General features: G+C 35.1%; 14 protein-coding genes, 1 other RNA gene and 1 pseudogene. All 16 read left to right on the top strand.

Annotation, left to right across the window (positions count from 1 at the left end; translation table 11 throughout):
* Positions 1-55: 55 nt before the first annotated feature.
* Positions 56-1,780, top strand: a complete 1,725-nt coding sequence (gene recN / locus AC6IWN_RS11575; RefSeq protein ID WP_497987565.1) for a DNA repair protein RecN — start codon at positions 56-58, stop codon at positions 1,778-1,780.
* A gap of 246 nt (positions 1,781-2,026) precedes the next feature.
* The gene (spoIVB, locus tag AC6IWN_RS11570) at positions 2,027-3,310 is read left to right on the top strand and encodes a SpoIVB peptidase (RefSeq protein ID WP_497987564.1); all 1,284 of its coding nucleotides are present in this window, start codon (positions 2,027-2,029) and stop codon (positions 3,308-3,310) included.
* Between the two features lie 537 nt (positions 3,311-3,847).
* Positions 3,848-4,648 carry a sporulation transcription factor Spo0A gene (gene spo0A / locus AC6IWN_RS11565; protein WP_497987563.1) on the top strand — a complete coding sequence of 267 codons (801 nt, stop codon included), beginning with the start codon at positions 3,848-3,850 and terminating at the stop codon, positions 4,646-4,648.
* 268 nt (positions 4,649-4,916) lie between these two features.
* The gene (locus AC6IWN_RS11560; protein WP_497987562.1) at positions 4,917-5,123 is read left to right on the top strand and encodes a hypothetical protein; all 207 of its coding nucleotides are present in this window, start codon (positions 4,917-4,919) and stop codon (positions 5,121-5,123) included.
* Between the two features lie 264 nt (positions 5,124-5,387).
* Positions 5,388-6,398 carry a type I glyceraldehyde-3-phosphate dehydrogenase gene (gene gap / locus AC6IWN_RS11555; protein WP_497987561.1) on the top strand — a complete coding sequence of 337 codons (1,011 nt, stop codon included), beginning with the start codon at positions 5,388-5,390 and terminating at the stop codon, positions 6,396-6,398.
* 164 nt (positions 6,399-6,562) lie between these two features.
* A complete protein-coding gene (locus tag AC6IWN_RS11550) occupies positions 6,563-7,753 on the top strand; it encodes a phosphoglycerate kinase (protein WP_497987560.1) in 1,191 nt (396 codons plus the stop codon).
* 232 nt (positions 7,754-7,985) lie between these two features.
* The gene (gene tpiA / locus AC6IWN_RS11545; protein ID WP_497992201.1) at positions 7,986-8,735 is read left to right on the top strand and encodes a triose-phosphate isomerase; all 750 of its coding nucleotides are present in this window, start codon (positions 7,986-7,988) and stop codon (positions 8,733-8,735) included.
* A 436-nt stretch (positions 8,736-9,171) separates the two neighbouring features.
* Positions 9,172-10,713, top strand: a complete 1,542-nt coding sequence (gene gpmI, locus AC6IWN_RS11540) for a 2,3-bisphosphoglycerate-independent phosphoglycerate mutase (RefSeq protein WP_497987559.1) — start codon at positions 9,172-9,174, stop codon at positions 10,711-10,713.
* Between the two features lie 57 nt (positions 10,714-10,770).
* Entirely contained in the window at positions 10,771-11,013 is a 243-nt protein-coding gene (gene secG, locus AC6IWN_RS11535) for a preprotein translocase subunit SecG (protein WP_497987558.1), read from the top strand.
* A 404-nt stretch (positions 11,014-11,417) separates the two neighbouring features.
* Positions 11,418-13,550, top strand: a complete 2,133-nt coding sequence (gene rnr / locus AC6IWN_RS11530; protein ID WP_497987557.1) for a ribonuclease R — start codon at positions 11,418-11,420, stop codon at positions 13,548-13,550.
* Positions 13,551-14,015 carry an SsrA-binding protein SmpB gene (smpB, locus tag AC6IWN_RS11525; RefSeq protein WP_497987556.1) on the top strand — a complete coding sequence of 155 codons (465 nt, stop codon included), beginning with the start codon at positions 13,551-13,553 and terminating at the stop codon, positions 14,013-14,015.
* Positions 14,016-14,369: 354 nt separating this feature from the next.
* Positions 14,370-14,748: a transfer-messenger RNA gene (ssrA, locus tag AC6IWN_RS11520) on the top strand.
* Between the two features lie 454 nt (positions 14,749-15,202).
* Positions 15,203-15,320: pseudogene (locus AC6IWN_RS11515) on the top strand (IS3 family transposase); the annotation flags it as partial.
* Between the two features lie 266 nt (positions 15,321-15,586).
* The gene (locus tag AC6IWN_RS11510; protein WP_497987555.1) at positions 15,587-15,889 is read left to right on the top strand and encodes a hypothetical protein; all 303 of its coding nucleotides are present in this window, start codon (positions 15,587-15,589) and stop codon (positions 15,887-15,889) included.
* Positions 15,861-16,751: a C39 family peptidase gene (locus tag AC6IWN_RS11505; RefSeq protein ID WP_497987554.1), complete on the top strand. Its 891-nt coding sequence runs from the start codon at positions 15,861-15,863 to the stop codon at positions 16,749-16,751. The genes AC6IWN_RS11510 and AC6IWN_RS11505 overlap by 29 nt, the downstream gene beginning before the upstream one ends.
* A gap of 120 nt (positions 16,752-16,871) precedes the next feature.
* Complete coding sequence (locus AC6IWN_RS11500) at positions 16,872-17,285, top strand: hypothetical protein (protein ID WP_497987553.1); 414 nt, start codon at positions 16,872-16,874, stop codon at positions 17,283-17,285.
* Positions 17,286-17,658: the final 373 nt, after the last annotated feature.

The raw sequence follows: 17,658 nt of genomic DNA, 5'->3' as shown, positions 1-17,658 counted from the left end.
TCGATTTACACGAGGTTTAAAATATGGATTGAAAGTACATTTTTAGTGTGATAAAATGTTAACAGAACATATGTTTACAGAAAAGAGGGATAAATTGTTAGTCAGCCTACACGTTAAGAATTTTGCTATTATTAATGAAGTGGAAGTATATTTTAAGGATCACCTTAACATAATGACCGGCGAGACCGGAGCAGGTAAATCCATCATCATAGGATCTGTAAATGCAGCACTAGGTGCTAAAGTTAATAAGGACATTGTTCGTAATGGTGCAGAATATGCTTTGGTAGAATTGGTATTTGAGACGAATGATGAAGCAGTTTTTGGGAAGATGGCTGATTTAGATATCCCAATTGAAGGAGAACAGATCATTATTTCCAGGAAGATAATGTCTGGAAGAAGCATATGTAAGATTAATGGTGAGAATGTAACAGCTACAGCTTTGTCCATGATCGCGGGGATGTTGATTGATATCCATGGCCAGCATGAACATCAATCACTTTTACATAAACAAAAGCACATGGAGATTGTTGACCGTTTTGCAAAAGAAGAGATTTGTTCAATAAAACAGGAGCTCGAACAAAGTTATAAAGAATATTCAAAGTTAAAATATGAATTTAATCATGCAGGAATAGATGAAGAAAAGCGTTTAAGAGAGATATCATTTTTAGAATATGAAGTGAATGAGATTAAGAATGCTTCTATTATGTCAGGGGAAGATGAAGAATTATCAGTTCGGTATAAAAAATTATCCAATGCAAATGCTATTTCAGAAGGGTTACAAAGTGTTTATGGCCTGACGGGATATGAATCAGGAAATGCAGGTGATTTGGTTGGACGAGCATTAAGAAATCTAACAAAAATTGCTGAGTTTGATGAGGCGATCGGTGGGTTTTTGAGTCAGGTAAATGATATTGATGCATTAATGAATGATTTAAATAGAGATTTATCCCAATACCTTTCAGATATGGATCAAACAGAAGAAGAATTTGATGAAGTGACGAAGCGTTTGGATTTGATCAATCATATGAAATCAAAATATGGCAATTCATTAGAATTAATCAATAAGCATTGTGAAGAATGCGAAGAAAAGTTAAAAAAATATAGGGACTACGATGAATATATGGCTAAACTGGAGAAGACGTTAAACACTTCAGAGAAAAAGGTGAAGTCTTTATCAGAACAATTATCCGATATTCGCCAACGTAAAGCAAAGGAGCTTACTGCTAAGATAAGTGAAGCATTGATTGCATTGAATTTCTTAGATGTAAAATTTGGGATGAGTTTCATTCGAATGGAGAATTATACTGCGAATGGTTTTGACGATGGGGAGTTTATTATATCAACAAATCCTGGAGAAGAGATGAAACCGATATCAAGGATTGCTTCAGGAGGTGAATTGTCCAGAATTATGCTTGGAATAAAGTCCGTGCTAGCGGAGAAGGATGAAATCGATACATTGATTTTTGATGAAATAGATGTTGGTATCAGTGGAAGAACTGCACAAAAGGTATCCGAACAGCTGACCAATATTGCGAAGCATCATCAGATTATCTGTATAACGCATCTCGCACAAATTGCTGCTATGGCAGATTCGCATTACATAATAGAAAAAACTACGGATGGCACTTCAACACAAACTAATATCAGATCCCTTACACAAAATGAGTCAGTTGACGAATTATCTCGTATACTTGGCGGAGCTGAGATTACAGAGAGAGTGAAGGAAAATGCCAAAGAGATGAAGGAATTGGCATTAGCTACTAAAAAATACATGTCGTAAAAATTGAAAATCAGGTATACAACATTTAAGGATATACAATACTATGTATATCCTTTTTTATTTATATAAAAATTATTTTAAAAGTAATACTTGCAGTAATGAGCCTTCCAGGCGGGATGCACACTCAGTGAGATAGTGCTTTTGGGAAACAAGTAAGATGTGCATGGATAGTGATAACTTTTATCGTATATAGGGATGTGAGAGGGTTAAAAGAAAGACTTTAGAATACTGACATGAGGTGAGAGGATGAGGAGTTTAAAGATATACAGAAGGATATTAATATGCCTTTTTACGGCAAATATATTATTATTAGGTTTTTATTTCTATTCTTATTTGGAGAAACATGTCCCCAATGAGATTAAAATGATGGTAGGCCAACAGGAAAGTTTTGATTTTAATATGCCATTAAAAGCGGATATTAATACGAAAGATATCGGAGTTATTAGTGTTAATGATTTAAAAGTACCATCAAACCAAATTAATATAAATTTAAATCATCCTTTCACATTAAAGTCAACGAAAATTGGTGAGTATGATGTTGCATTAAAACTATTTGGAATTTTCAAGTTTAAAAATATCTCATTGGATGTCATTGAACCAAAAGAGCTGATTCCCTGTGGCAACCCAATCGGAATTTATGTCGAGACGAATGGTATCTTGGTACTTGGTAGTGGACGCATAACCGGAGATGACGGATTGAATTACGAACCGATTAATAATAAATTGAAATCAGGAGACTACATTCTGAAAGTCAATAACAAAAAGGTTAATCAAAAAAAAGAGTTAATTGATGAGGTTCAAAAATGCGATGGTAAAGATGTTACCCTTTTAGTACGCCGTAATAAAGAGGATTTTACGATTAACATAAAGCCCGTTAAAACAGCAAGTGGAAACTATAAGATAGGAGCATGGATTAGAGATAATACACAGGGTATCGGTACCTTGACATTTATGACACCGGATGGTCAGTTTGGTGCGCTGGGTCATGGTATCACGGATGTTGATACAGGGTTACTAATGGATGTAAAGGAGGGTTCAATCTATAAGGCACAGATTATGTCCATAGTGAAAGGGAAGGAAGGAGAACCTGGTGAATTAATCGGTATGATTAGGCAAAGCGGACAATATAAAATGGGGCATATATCAGAAAATACGTATCAGGGTATATATGGTACGATGGATGGTGGTGTAAATAATGGGCTTAGTTTAAAACCTCTGGAAATAGGCTTAAAGCAGGAAATCCGAAAAGGAAAAGCAAAAATTAGATGTACAGTTCAAGATAAAATTGAAGATTTTGATATTCAAATTGTAAGCCTTGATTTGAATAATGCGAATAACAGCAAGGGGATTGTATTAAAAATAACTGATCCACGTCTACTAAAATTGACAGGAGGTATCGTACAAGGAATGAGCGGTAGCCCTATTATCCAAAATAATAAGATAATTGGTGCGGTTACACATGTTTTTATACAGGATTCAACGAAAGGTTACGGGACATTCATTGAAAATATGGTAAATAACTTAGAATAAGCAAAACTTTTGTTAAAAAAAATAATCGACGAAATAACTGAAAAAATAAAAGTAAGTTTTGTAATATAACAGCATATTAACTGGATAATTTTTCCTGCCACACAAAATGTTGTGGTTCTCATCATAATGGTTAAAAATTCTTTCTTTGTATTGTCGAATGGTGCGATAAGTAAGGATTGATAGTTGTGATTTTAATAGCTATAATTCACATATGGTAATTATTTACATGTACGAATTTCCACAAATGATGTTGATGTATCGGTTATTATGTTGTTATATGACAAAAGATGTAAGATTTTAATAATAAAACTATCGAATTCATATCCATAATTTGTATAATGTGCCAAATCGAATGTGATTGACGCACCAATATGCAAGTTATATAATTAATTTAACAACATGAAACCCAAAAAGCTGTTTAGAAATTCACGAATTGTGAAAGAGAGTACAGACAACCTAATCTAGAGGGAATTACAAAAGGGGAAACGGAGTATCTTATTGCAAGAAGAATGAAAGTAATGGAGGTTGGAAAAGCAAATGGGTAAAATTAATGTAGCTATTGTAGACGACAATGAAAGGATGGTGAATCTTTTAGAGGACATTCTGAAAGATGATTCGGATATTGAAGTGGTTGGAAAATCCGATAATGGTATTGATGCACTTGATATGATTAAAGAGAAGAAGCCGGATGTTGTACTTTTGGATTTAATCATGCCAAAGTTGGACGGGCTTGGAGTTATGGAAAAAGTAAGAAGAGATGCAGAGTTTAAAAAGAATCCCTCTTTTATTGTTATAACAGCGATTGGACAGGAAGGGGTAACAGAGAGTGCATTTGAGCTTGGCGCAAATTATTACATAATGAAGCCATTCGATAACAATGTTATTCTGTCCAGGATAAAACAGATTAAAGGAGATTATCATAATAAATTGATTGATAATCACAGAGTAAGTGCTTTTGAAAGCAAGAGTTCCTATGTTGAGAGAAATCTGGAATCCGACGTAACTAATATTATTCATGAAATAGGAGTTCCAGCACATATCAAAGGTTATCAGTATCTGCGAGATGCAATCATGATGTCTGTAAATGATGCAGAGATGTTGAATTCAATCACAAAGCTATTATATCCGTCCATCGCAAAACGTCATAAAACCACACCAAGCAGAGTGGAAAGAGCAATCCGCCATGCGATAGAGGTGGCATGGAGCAGAGGAAAGATGGATACAATAGATGAATTATTTGGTTACACTGTAAGTAATGGCAAGGGTAAGCCAACCAATTCGGAATTTGTTGCATTAATAGCTGATAAGATTCGTCTGGAATACAAATTAAGATCATAGTCATTTGAATTTTTTTACATAAGGGGCATACCATTTATTAACGTACATGTTATAATATGGTATGTCCCATATTATGAACATGAGCATGTATTATAAAATGTATGCGAACATATATAAAATAACACAAAAACATGTATATCTTTTTCTCTATATGAAACAATAATTCCGTATAAGTATTAAGTAGATGCAAGTGAAGAAATCATGATTTTCCTCACGCTGAATACTACTAAGGGCAAATACACAGTTATTAGTTATAGAGAGGATTAATATGGATAAAAAAGATAACGGTAATGAAAAATCAAATCATAATAATAGGTTAATGGTTAGTGAACGAGGGAAACTGGAAAAAATGGATAATACATCACAATCTAGATCTATGAATATAGGAAGTACCGGATTGACAAAAGGTTTTCTAAATAGTGCAGTTGTTATGGATGAAAATATACAGGCTGGCAAGCCAAATTCAAAAGAGTAAGCAAAAGTTTGACTAATTTAAAAACTTCCTGTAATTATATGGATATTTACAATTAAAACTGCACAAAAAAAAATCGGTTTTAATGCAAAATATAAACATATTAATAAAATCATGAAATGAGGAACAAAGCACTTGATATTTTATCTTAAATTAGGTAAAATAATTCTGGATTGAGAAATTTTTGTCAAAGTTCAATTTCTTAGATTAATTGCTGTCTATTGGCAGTATATTATAAATTTTAAACTTTTAGGAGGAAAAATAATCATGGCAGTAAAAGTAGCAATTAATGGTTTTGGACGTATTGGCCGTCTTGCATTCAGACAGATGTTCGGTGCAGAAGGTTACGAAATTGTAGCAATCAACGATTTAACAGATGCTAAAATGTTAGCACACTTATTAAAATACGATTCCGCACAGGGTAGATATGCAAAAGCTGATACAGTTGTAGCAAAAGAAAGCTCTATCGTTGTTGACGGTAAAGAGATCCAGATTTATGCTCAGAGAAATCCAGCAGACTTACCTTGGGGTGAGCTTGGTGTTGATGTAGTTCTTGAGTGTACAGGCTTCTTCGTATCCAAAGCTAAATCTCAGGCACATATCGATGCAGGTGCAAAGAAGGTTGTTATCTCCGCTCCGGCTGGCGATGATCTTCCAACTGTTGTATTCAGCGTAAACGAGAATATCTTAAAAGCTTCTGATACAATCATTTCCGCAGCTTCTTGTACAACAAACTGCTTAGCTCCTATGGCAGATACATTAAATAAATTAGCTCCAGTAGAAAAAGGCTTCATGACAACTATCCACGCTTACACAGGTGATCAGATGACATTAGACGGCCCTCATCCTAAGGGTGATTTAAGAAGAGCTCGTGCTGCAGCTGTAAATATCGTTCCTAACTCAACTGGTGCTGCTAAAGCAATCGGTCTTGTTGTACCTGAGTTAAGCGGTAAATTAGACGGCGCTGCACAGAGAGTTCCTGTTCCTACAGGTTCCCTTACTGAATTAGTAGCAGTTGTTAACGGCAAAGTAACAAAAGCTGATATCAACGCAGCTATGAAAGCAGCAGCTAGTGCTTCCTTCGGTTACACAGAAGACGAACTTGTTTCTTCTGATATCGTTGGTATCACATACGGTTCTTTATTTGATGCAACTCAGACTAAGGTTACTGAATTAGGTGACAAGACATTAGTTAAAGTTGTTTCCTGGTATGACAATGAGAACTCTTACACAAGCCAGATGGTTAGAACAATCAAATACTTCGCTGAATTAGCATAATTCACGACAAGGGAATTTAATCGTTCAACTTGGATATATGCGTAATTGATCCATCATGGGTCCGGTCTTTTCAGGACCGGGCCCTTTGATATTTTCGCGAGTTTCGCTTATTCGCAAAATATTAGTATAAAAATTTAACTGCAATATACAGAATGGAGGACTATATGTTAAATAAGAAATCTGTTGATGATATCAACGTAAAAGGTAAAAAAGTTTTAGTAAGATGTGACTTCAATGTTCCATTACAGGAAGGAAGAATTACTGACGAAAACCGTCTTGTAGCTGCTCTTCCTACAATTAAAAAATTAATCGCTGATGGCGGTAAGATCATTCTTTGCTCCCATTTAGGTAAACCAAAGGGTGAGCCGAAGCCTGAATTATCTTTAGCTCCTGTAGCTGCAAGATTAACTGAGTTATTAGGACAAGAAGTTAAGTTTGCAAAAGATGATGTTGTAGTTGGGGAAAACGCAAAAGCTGCTGTTGAAGCGTTAAAGGATGGCGAAGTTGTTCTTCTTGAGAATACTCGTTACAGAGCAGAAGAGACAAAGAATGGCGAAGCATTCAGTAAAGATTTAGCTTCTCTTGCAGATATCTTTGTAAACGATGCATTTGGTACAGCTCATAGAGCACATTGTTCTAACGTAGGTGTTACAAAATTCGTTGATACTGCAGTTGTTGGTTACTTAATGCAGAAAGAAATCGAATTCCTTGGCAATGCAGTTAACAATCCTAAGAGACCTTTCGTAGCAATTCTTGGTGGATCTAAAGTATCCAGTAAAATTTCTGTTATCGAAAACCTTCTTGAGAAAGTAGATACCTTAATCATCGGTGGTGGTATGGCTTATACTTTCTTGAAAGCGATCGGCAAAGATACAGGTAAATCCTTATTAGAGCCAGATTACCTTGATTACGCAAAGAAGATGCTTGATAAAGCAAATGAAAAGGGCGTTAAGATGTTAATCCCTGTTGATAATGTTGTAGCAGCAGAGTTTTCTAATGATGCTCCTTTTAAAACAGTTGGACAGGATATCGAAGAAGGATATTTAGGACTTGATATCGGACCTGAAACATGTAAATTATATACGGATGCTATCAAAGATGCAAAGACTGTTGTTTGGAACGGACCGATGGGCGTATTCGAAATGTCAAACTTTGCTCAGGGTACTATCGCAATTGCAAAAGCTTTATCTGAAATTGATGCAACAACAATTATCGGTGGCGGTGATTCAGCAGCAGCGGTAAACATTCTTGGCTTCGGCGACAAGATGACACATATCTCTACAGGCGGTGGCGCTTCTCTTGAATTCTTAGAGGGTAAAGAGCTTCCAGGTGTAGCTGCAGCAAACGATAAATAAATAAATTAAGTGCCTATAGGCATAAGGATATACAATTACACTATAAACAGTTTATTTGTAAGGAATGAACTGTTTATAGTTGTATCATTCATGTTTATTTAAATAAGTAGATACATCTGTCTTTATACTCTTAAGATTTGTATTTGTTTGAATGATATTGAAAACCTGTAGTAGAATCGTAGAGTATGTGTTTCTCTTTCGATTCAAAAATTATATAATAATTTGGAGGATTATCATGCGTAAAAAGATTATCGCTGGTAACTGGAAGATGAATAAAACTCCTTCCGAGACTGTTACCTTAATCAATGAGTTAAAACCTTTAGTTGTAACAGAAGATGCAGATGTAATATTCTGTGTACCTGCAATTTCCTTAACCACAGCAATTGAGGCAGCTAAGGGTTCTAATATTGCAATCGGTGCTCAGAACATGTATTTTGAAGAAAACGGTGCATACACAGGCGAAATCGCACCTAACATGTTAACAGATATCGGTGTTAAGTATGTAATCATCGGACATTCCGAGAGAAGAGAATACTTTGCAGAGACAGATGTAACTGTTAATAAGAAAGTATTAAAGGCATTCGAGCATGGAATCACTCCTATCGTTTGTTGTGGTGAAACCTTAGCTCAGAGAGAGCAGGGCGTTACTATTGATTTTGTACGTCAGCAGATCAAAATCGCCTTCTTAAATGTTACTCCTGATCAGGCTAAAACAGCTGTTATTGCATATGAGCCAATCTGGGCAATCGGTACCGGTAAAGTTGCTACAACTGAGCAGGCTGAAGAAGTTTGTAAAGCAATCCGTGAGTGCATCGCTGAAGTTTATGATGATGCAACTGCAGCGTCAATTCGCATACAGTACGGCGGTAGCGTAACAGCAGCAAGTGCAGCTGAATTATTCTCCCAGGCTAATATCGATGGTGGATTAGTAGGCGGTGCTAGCTTAAAAGCTGATTTTGGTAAAATAGTAAACTATAAGTAAGAATCCAATTGATTGGAATATATATCGATTACTTAATAAGGACAATATCAATACCTATTTATCGTATAGTGAGGAATGATTTGTTGAATACATCGCTCTTCGTCAGGATTCGTCCTTTGTATTGATTTAAGAATGTGAAACATATTTTATATACATTATGTTAAAGTAGCAGGGATATCGGTTGCTTTAAGCAATTGTTTATGAAAATATGTTTCACATTTCTTGAAATTGTAAAACATCGAGATTGATTTCTATGAAGTTTACGTATTTAGTATTTACTTTACCTCTGATATGGTGCATAATCTATTTGAGGTTTTTGTGGGTGTATATGGGTGACTATTACATTTACATAGTTCTAAATTTGTATTATATTAGTGTATGAGGATAAGACAGAAAAAGCAAACTTGCTTTTCGTGGTTAGTAAAGGAGTAAGAACATGAGTAAAAAGCCTACAGTTTTAATGATATTAGATGGATATGGTTTGAATGATAAGAAGGAAGCGAATGCAATCGCCGAAGCAAAAACTCCGGTTATGGATAAATTAATGGCTGAGTATCCTTTTGTAAAAGGTTATGCAAGCGGTATGGCAGTTGGTCTGCCGGACGGACAGATGGGTAACTCTGAAGTTGGTCACATTAATATGGGTGCCGGTCGTATCGTATACCAGGAGTTAACAAGAATTACAAAAGAAATCAAGGATGGCGATTTCTTTAAAAATGCTGGATTATTAGCAGCAATTGATAATTGTAAAAGACAAAATTCTGCACTTCATTTATTCGGTTTGCTTTCGGATGGTGGTGTACACAGTCATAATACTCATTTATATGCTTTATTAGAGCTTGCGAAAAAGCAGGGTCTTACAAATGTATATGTTCATGCATTCTTAGATGGTAGAGATACGCCACCAGCATCTGGTAAAGGTTTTGTTGAGGCTCTTTGGGAGCAGATGCAGATTATCGGTGTAGGTAAAATCGCAACAGTTATGGGTCGTTATTATGTAATGGATCGTGACAACCGTTGGGATCGTGTTGAAAAAGCATATAAAGCGATGGCGCTTGGTGAAGGTGAGAAGGCAGATAGCGGTGTTCTTGCAGTACAAAACTCTTACGATCAGGAAAAATACGATGAATTTGTATTACCTACCGTAGTGGAAGAGAATGGCAAGCCAGTTGCAACCATTCAGGATAAAGATTCTGTAATCTTCTTTAACTTCAGACCTGACAGAGCAAGAGAAATTACCAGAGCTTTCTGTGATGATGAATTTGCAGGCTTTGAGCGTGCAAAGAGACTTGATTTAACTTATGTATGTTTTTCTGAGTATGATATAACTATTTCGAATAAAATAGTTGCTTTCCATAAGATTTCAGTTGACCATACCTTTGGCCAGTTTCTTGCGGAGAACCACAAGACACAGCTTCGTCTTGCTGAAACTGAGAAGTATGCACATGTAACATTCTTCTTCAATGCTGGTGTTGAGGTTCCGAATGAGGGTGAGGATCGAATCCTTGTTAGCTCTCCCAAAGTTGCAACCTATGACCTTCAGCCTGAGATGAGTGCATTTGAAGTAGCTGAAAAGTTAGTTGAATCAATCAAATCTCAAAAATATGATGTAATTGTTGTGAACTTTGCGAACCCGGATATGGTTGGTCATACCGGAATCGAAAATGCAGCAATCAAGGCTATTGAAACAGTTGATCAATGCGTAGGAAAGGCAGTTGAAGCATTACTTTCTGTTGACGGCCAGATGTTTATCTGTGCAGACCATGGAAATGCAGAGCAGTTAGTGGATTATAACACTAACGAGCCTTTCACAGCTCATACAACAAACCCGGTTCCATTTATTCTTGTTAATTATAATAAGGATTACAAGTTAGCAGAGGATGGTTGTCTTGCTGATATTATCCCTACGATGATTGAGATGATGGGTATGGTGAAACCGGTTGAAATGACAGGTAAGTCCTTACTAATCAAAAAATAGTTGAAATAAAAAATATTATATGGTAAAATTGAGATTAGTTTTTGAGGAGGTGTGGACATGGAGTATTTAAGATTAGCGATTGAGATAGTTTATATATTGGTTTGTATAGCATTAACATTTATCGTATTAAGACAGGAAGGTAAAACAGGCGGTTTAGGCGGCGCACTTACCGGTTCTAGTGACACTTATTGGTCCAAGAATAAAGGTCGTTCCATGGAAGGAACGCTGGAAAAAGCAACAAAGTATTTAGCTGCAGCGTTCATCATTATTTCTGTAATACTGAATTTAAAAGCTTGGTAATCAAGTTACCATTGTAAGAGGCTGATACAAGGCAAGATAATCTTGACATAAGATTATAGTTTTGTATCAGCTTTTTTTATGGCTCTTTGTCAAGAGTTGGGGTGAAAATGTTTTTCTGCTGTAAAATAATACCCTGTTGTAAAACTATACAAAATAAAGATAGTGAATGCTGTAGAAGAAATATTACCTTATTCAGAATGTGGTAAGACACATTCTTTGTTTGAGTTCTTATTTAGCTTTGTGTTTTAAATACTGCTATTTTATGGTATACTACTAATAGTAAAATACTCATTCGTTATATATATTCGTCTTAAAACAATAGGAATAAATTAAAGATATAGTGGGAAATGCTTTATTGAAAAGACATATTTATAGAGAGATTAGATAGCAGATTGGAGAGATATATGGAAAAGGAACAAATAGAAGAAAAAAAAGCAATGTTGGAACAATTGATTTCCGACACAGAATATAAACCTTTGCGTTTCAAGGATTTTGTAGGACTATTACAAGTTCCAAGAGGGGCGAAGAATGATTTAAAGATTGTACTTGATCAATTGGTTTCACAAGGAACGATTATTGTAGATTCCCAGGGCAGATATAAGAAACCAGGTGATGATACGAAGATAGGTACTTTCTCCGGTACACAAAGAGGATTTGGTTTTGTGGTTATAGAAGGAGAAACGGAAGATGTATTTATCCCCGGAGATGCAACCAAGGGGGCGCTGCATGGCGATCGTGTCATGATTGTGATAAAGAATGAACAGACCGGCCGACGTAAAGAAGGCGAGGTTATTAACATCATCGAGCGTGGTAAGAATGAGATAGTTGGAACCTTTGAAAAAAGTAAGAATTTTGGCTTTGTATTACCGGATAATCAAAAATTTGGGAAGGATATATTTATTCCTAAGGAGCATACCAAGGGTGCTGTAACCGGACATAAGGTGGTTGTTAAGATAACCAATTACGGAGATGTTAGCCATAGCCCAGAAGGAAAAGTGGTTGAAATACTGGGACATGTAAATGATCCGGGTGTTGATATCATGTCAGTGGTTAGAGCATATGATTTACCTGTGGATTTCCCACAGGAGGTTATGAGATCACTAGATAAAGTACCGGATGAAATTGATCCGGAAGAAATCGCTGTTCGCATGGACATTAGGAACATTCAAACAGTTACGATTGACGGAGAAGATGCAAAGGATTTGGATGATGCAATTAGTATATCCAAGGAGGATGGCATCTATCATCTGGGCGTTCATATTGCGGATGTATCACATTATGTCAGAGAGGATGCAGTACTTGATAAGGAAGCATTAAAAAGAGGAACAAGTGTATATCTTGTTGATCGTGTTATTCCGATGTTGCCTCATAAGCTTTCTAACGGTATCTGTTCCTTAAATCCTGGTGTTGATCGCTTAGCATTAAGTTGCTTTATGGATATTGATTCAAAAGGAACAGTGATTGGTCATCAGATTGCGGAAACGGTGATACGATCCGACCGTCGAATGACTTACACAAATGTTGCTAAGATCGTGGAAGACAATGACGAAGAAGTCAAGAAGGAATATGAAGATTTCGTTCCCATGTTTTTATTAATGCAGGAATTAGCAGAGGTATTAAGAGAGAGACGTCATAAACGTGGATCAATTAATTTTGATTTTCCGGAAAGTAAGATACTGGTTGATAAGATGGGTAAACCGATTGAAATTAAAGCATATGATAGAAATAAGGCAACAAAGATCATAGAGGAATTTATGCTAATTGCAAATGAAACAATCGCAGAGGATTATTTCTGGCAGGAAGTTCCGTTTGTATATCGTACCCATGACACACCGGATGATGAAAAGATTAAAAAGCTTGCTATCTTTATTAATAACTTTGGTTACAGCATTAAAGTAGGTCAGGAGGATATTCATCCAAAGGAATTACAAAAGCTATTAATCAAGGTGGAGGATACCCCAGAGGAAGCTTTAATCAGTAGATTGACTCTTCGTTCGATGAAGCAGGCCAAGTATACTGTGTCCAACTCCGGACATTTTGGATTATCTGCAAAGTATTATTGCCACTTTACTTCACCGATTCGTCGTTATCCTGATCTTCAGATACACCGAATAATTAAGGAAAATTTGAACGGTAAGATTGGGGAAAAGAGAAGAATTCATTATGACAAGATACTCTTTGAGGTGGCTGATCATTCCAGTAGGATGGAGCGTAGAGCGGATGAGTCCGAGCGTGAAGTACAGAAACTGAAAAAGGTGGAATATATGGCTGGTCATATTGGTGAAGTATTCGAGGGAGTAATCTCCGGAGTAACTTCCTGGGGTATGTATGTCGAACTGCCGAATACTGTGGAGGGTATGATTCGTGTCAGTGAGATGCAGGATGACTATTATATCTATGATGAAGAGCGTTACCAGATGATAGGTGAGCACACCAAGAAGATATATAAATTAGGACAAAAGGTGATGGTTGAGGTAGTAAATGCGGATAAGCTTTTACGTACCATCGATTTTGCACTCGTGGAGGTTGAAGAGTAAGTGGGGGAAAATATAAAATTAGTCGCAAACAATAAAAAAGCGTATTTTGATTATTTTATAGAGGATAAGTATGAAGCTGGCATCGCATTGCACGGTACGGAAGTAAAATCCTTGCGAATGGGAAAGTGTAGTGTAAAGGAATCTTTTCTTCGCATTGAAAATGGCGAAGTGTATATCTATGGTATGCACATCAGCCCATATGAAAAGGGTAATATCTTTAATAAAGATCCGCTTCGAGTGAAGAAGCTATTATTACACAAGTTTGAAATCAATAAAATTAACGGACAACTAGCGACTAAGGGGTATACCTTGGTACCGTTACAGGTGTATTTTAAGGGCAGCTTAGTGAAGGTTGAAATCGGTCTTGCACGTGGTAAGAAGCTTTATGATAAACGTCAGGATATTGCGAAAAAAGATATGAGAAGAGAAGCGGAAAAGGACTTTAAAGTGAAGAATCTATATTAATTATTAATATGTTTATATTGAAAATACATTTTTATCGAAGTAATAAAAGTAGTTTCTCAATTATAAAAACCTTATGCTTTAGATTGATTAAATTAAGATTAACTGAATTAATATTAATTTGTTAAATATTTACTTGTTCTTAAAAGAGGAATTTGGTGTATTTGGAATATTAGTATGGATTAAGAAGCTCTTGGCAAGATTGGCAGCAATAATTTCAATAATCTCATTCCTCTTGCTTGACGAAGTGCATAAATTATATTATGATGAATATGCGTCTGTTAGCCGGATATTACGGATAGTCACTGTAGGGTGAAGCCCTAAACACACTATTTTGTAATCACACTCTTATTCTTAGGGGTTGTACTGGTTTCGACGGGGGTTTGGAAATTGTGGAAGCCATTCGCAGACTAGGACTGCGTCACCAACTTAGAATTAAATTTAAACGCAGACGAAAATTTAGCGTACGCTGCCTAGTGGCAGCTGTCGACCTTAAGCATCTCGCGGCTTAAGACCTCGGCATCAAACTAGCGAGGCCCTCTATCTCCAAAGCTTTGAGGAGTTAGAAGATTTATGAAGCTACTGAAACTAAGAGCCTGTCTGTCGGCGCTTAGCGGAGGGAATAGTGAACTAAAGTTCACCTGGACTTCGGGTTCGCATAAAAGACCGACTGTAATGGGAGAAACTGCAATGGATGGGCTTTCGGACAGGGGTTCAACTCCCCTCAGCTCCATACTAATTAACAACATTTAAAAGTGCTTAAACACCTTGATTTTAGGAGTTTGAGCATTTTTTTGTTTGTCATAAGAATACTGGAAAACTGGTTTCAAAACGTTTTGTTTTGTATCAATTCGAATGTTTTTGGGTATAAATTTGGGATGAATAAGGGTAAAAACAAAGCTACATTACCTATTATAATAATGAAAATTGAATAGAAGGGCGTTAACATTAAATGAAACGTTACCATTTGTAAAAATATAATATGCATCATCCCTTTAACAATGCTCGCATAAGGGTTTTATATTTTAAAAGGCTATTTTTCTATGCAATTGTGTTTCACTTTGTAAGTGAAAGTAAAAAAGCAGAATAAAACCAGTAACAATGCGGTGTGAAGCACCGTTAAAAATATCTAGATGAATAATCTAGGATAAAAGAAGTAATAAACTCCTACGGAGGTAAATATACTAAGAGAAAATCATATTGTTCATTTTGATCGAGGTTGATTATCTATCGACAGGCTGGATCGAACGAATGGAGAAAGCCGGGCTTATAAGTTCAATGTCAAAGAAAGGTTGTTCTCCAGATAATTAAGCCTGTGAAGGCTTTTCAGTATCAAAATATCACTCGTGCAATGAAGCCCATTGTAGTACTGACCTTGTCTGGGACTGCCAAGCTAAGACCAAGAAACGTCAGCACCTTCCTGGATTGAGCAAACTGCAATTTACTAATTCATTTTACATTTATAAAACTATTATTTTAGTAATATTTTACATAATTAGTTGAAAAACCAAATTAAAATGCTATTCTAAGAATGATATTAAGTGTAAAATGTAAGTAAGGGAGGTTTATAAAAAATGGTTATTAATTTTAAAAGAGTTATTACTTCTTTATCACTACTTGTAATGTTTTTATTAATTACAATATTACCAATTAATGCGATGGCAGCAGATAATGCCCTAGTTAATAAAATTCCTGTTGATGCAACTCAATACGCTTCTGATAATTATCAAGATATTATTAAGGTTGTTAAAGATTATGAGGATGATTTTAATTTAAAATCTGTGGATTTAAATAACTTAACTTTAGGTAATCCATATGTGATTTATGATATTGATGTAACTAAACAAGATGAGTTATTATTATCCAATTCTAAATAATAAGAATGAAGTGATTTTAACTCTATGTGTAATGGGGACTACTGATGGATGGAGATTAGCTGTTTCTAAAGAAATGGTAAAAGAATTAAATGATGTAGATTATACAAATAATGATTATTTGTTTTATAAATCTGATAATGATATTATTGCAGAGAATTCACATTATGAAAAAAATCTTTATGGAAATGAAAATAAGAAGTTGAAGGAATTTAGAGTTTTAAAATATAAGGAAAAACAGAAACTAATTTTTAATAGAATTAATGAGTTTGTTAAGACAGATACAACTCCTAAGAAAAGTTATGATACTTTAGTAAAGGATACATATACGCCTTCATTTAGTGAATCAACAACTGCGAATAAGGTCTGTGCATTATATAAGAAACAAGGTCAAATTGAATACGGTGATTGTTGGGCTGCTGCAGTTGCAACAACTGTTAATTATCGTAAAGGGACAAGTATAACTGCTGTAAATGTTTGTGATAAAATGAAAGTGGGTTATAATTCAGGTGCATCTATAGGTGTATCACAATTGGCTCTTCAAGCTTATGGTATAAATTATAATAACTTAAATTTGGATGTGTTAAATAGGATGACTTGGTCAAGTATAAAGACTAATATTGATAAAAAATATCCTATACTTATCCATTGCGAAGCAGGAGCAAGGAATCATCAAGTAACAGTTTACGGATACAAATCAGACTCAACAAAATATGTGGTTATATGGAACTCAGGAATGAGATCAACTCTTGCTGATGGTATGGTAGGAGGTACAGAAATTGTTTCTTACAGTGCTAATGGTACAACATTTCCGAATGGAGGATCTACCTATACTTGGATTCATTCCTTATCAATGTTCTACTAAGAATTAGTAATGTAACTGAATAATCGTTTAAAGTTTTCAGATTTAATTAATATATATATATAATGAAATAATTTTAGAAGTGTAAAATCAACTGAATAATTTTTAAGAGGAGGTTATATAATGAAAAAAGTGATTGCAATTATTTCCTCAATAGTGGTAATTATTTTAGTAATTGTACTTGTTTATTGGACAGGAAACAGTGATTTGAGACAGTTAAAACAAACAACTACATCTGATATAAAGGAAATAGTGTTTAATGGTCCGTCAGGATTTTATTTACTTACTGAACAGGAAGATATACAAACGGTTTTAAATACTTTGCAATCAATGAAGCTTAATTATAAATTATCTAGTCAAAAAGATGGGTTTGTATATTTAATTCTTATTAAATTACAAGATGGCAAAAGAATTTCAATATCAACCTTATCGAAAGATATTGGAATTAATAAACATCACTATAGGTCAGCTAAAAATTACAATACCGTTTTAGAAACATTATATAGTGGGTTTTCGGAAGATCATAAATTACAATAACGAAGTGAACACTATAAACTCTTCTCAAGAAATAGACAAGAGTTCATAGTGTTCAATATATAAAGTTATTGATTATCGTATGAAAAAATAATGAGGTTCTTAGTAGAGTAAATCTAATTATAATAGCTTGTGTTTGGAAAAATTATTCAATCAGATAAGTTGGTCAAATCTTGGTCAGTTAATATAAATAATATCATGAAAGTCTTATAAATAGGGAATTTGATAAGAATAGACGGTACTTCAACTCCCCTCAGCTCCATCAGTTAAAACAAGTGAAAAGCCTGTAATAACAGGTGTTTGAACAGATAAGGGATACTAACACAGATTAGAACAATGTGGGAGTATCCCTTTTTTTGCCCCTATATATCCATAC

The sequence above is a fragment of the Variimorphobacter sp. HTMS_6 genome, assembly GCF_059717775.1.
The sequence above is the reverse complement of the archived record's forward strand: the minus strand, read 5'-3'. Positions and strand labels throughout refer to the sequence as shown.

Excerpts from the sequence above, each read along its gene's own strand:
- recN (WP_497987565.1), top strand. The coding sequence starts at position 56 with ATGTTAACAGAACATATGTTTACAGAAAAGAGGGATAAATTGTTAGTC.
- spoIVB (WP_497987564.1), top strand. The coding sequence starts at position 2,027 with ATGAGGAGTTTAAAGATATACAGAAGGATATTAATATGCCTTTTTACG.
- spo0A (WP_497987563.1), top strand. The coding sequence starts at position 3,848 with ATGGGTAAAATTAATGTAGCTATTGTAGACGACAATGAAAGGATGGTG.
- AC6IWN_RS11560 (WP_497987562.1), top strand. The coding sequence starts at position 4,917 with ATGGATAAAAAAGATAACGGTAATGAAAAATCAAATCATAATAATAGG.
- gap (WP_497987561.1), top strand. The coding sequence starts at position 5,388 with ATGGCAGTAAAAGTAGCAATTAATGGTTTTGGACGTATTGGCCGTCTT.
- AC6IWN_RS11550 (WP_497987560.1), top strand. The coding sequence starts at position 6,563 with ATGTTAAATAAGAAATCTGTTGATGATATCAACGTAAAAGGTAAAAAA.
- gpmI (WP_497987559.1), top strand. The coding sequence starts at position 9,172 with ATGAGTAAAAAGCCTACAGTTTTAATGATATTAGATGGATATGGTTTG.
- secG (WP_497987558.1), top strand. The coding sequence starts at position 10,771 with ATGGAGTATTTAAGATTAGCGATTGAGATAGTTTATATATTGGTTTGT.
- rnr (WP_497987557.1), top strand. The coding sequence starts at position 11,418 with ATGGAAAAGGAACAAATAGAAGAAAAAAAAGCAATGTTGGAACAATTG.
- AC6IWN_RS11510 (WP_497987555.1), top strand. The coding sequence starts at position 15,587 with ATGGTTATTAATTTTAAAAGAGTTATTACTTCTTTATCACTACTTGTA.
- AC6IWN_RS11505 (WP_497987554.1), top strand. The coding sequence starts at position 15,861 with ATGAGTTATTATTATCCAATTCTAAATAATAAGAATGAAGTGATTTTA.
- AC6IWN_RS11500 (WP_497987553.1), top strand. The coding sequence starts at position 16,872 with ATGAAAAAAGTGATTGCAATTATTTCCTCAATAGTGGTAATTATTTTA.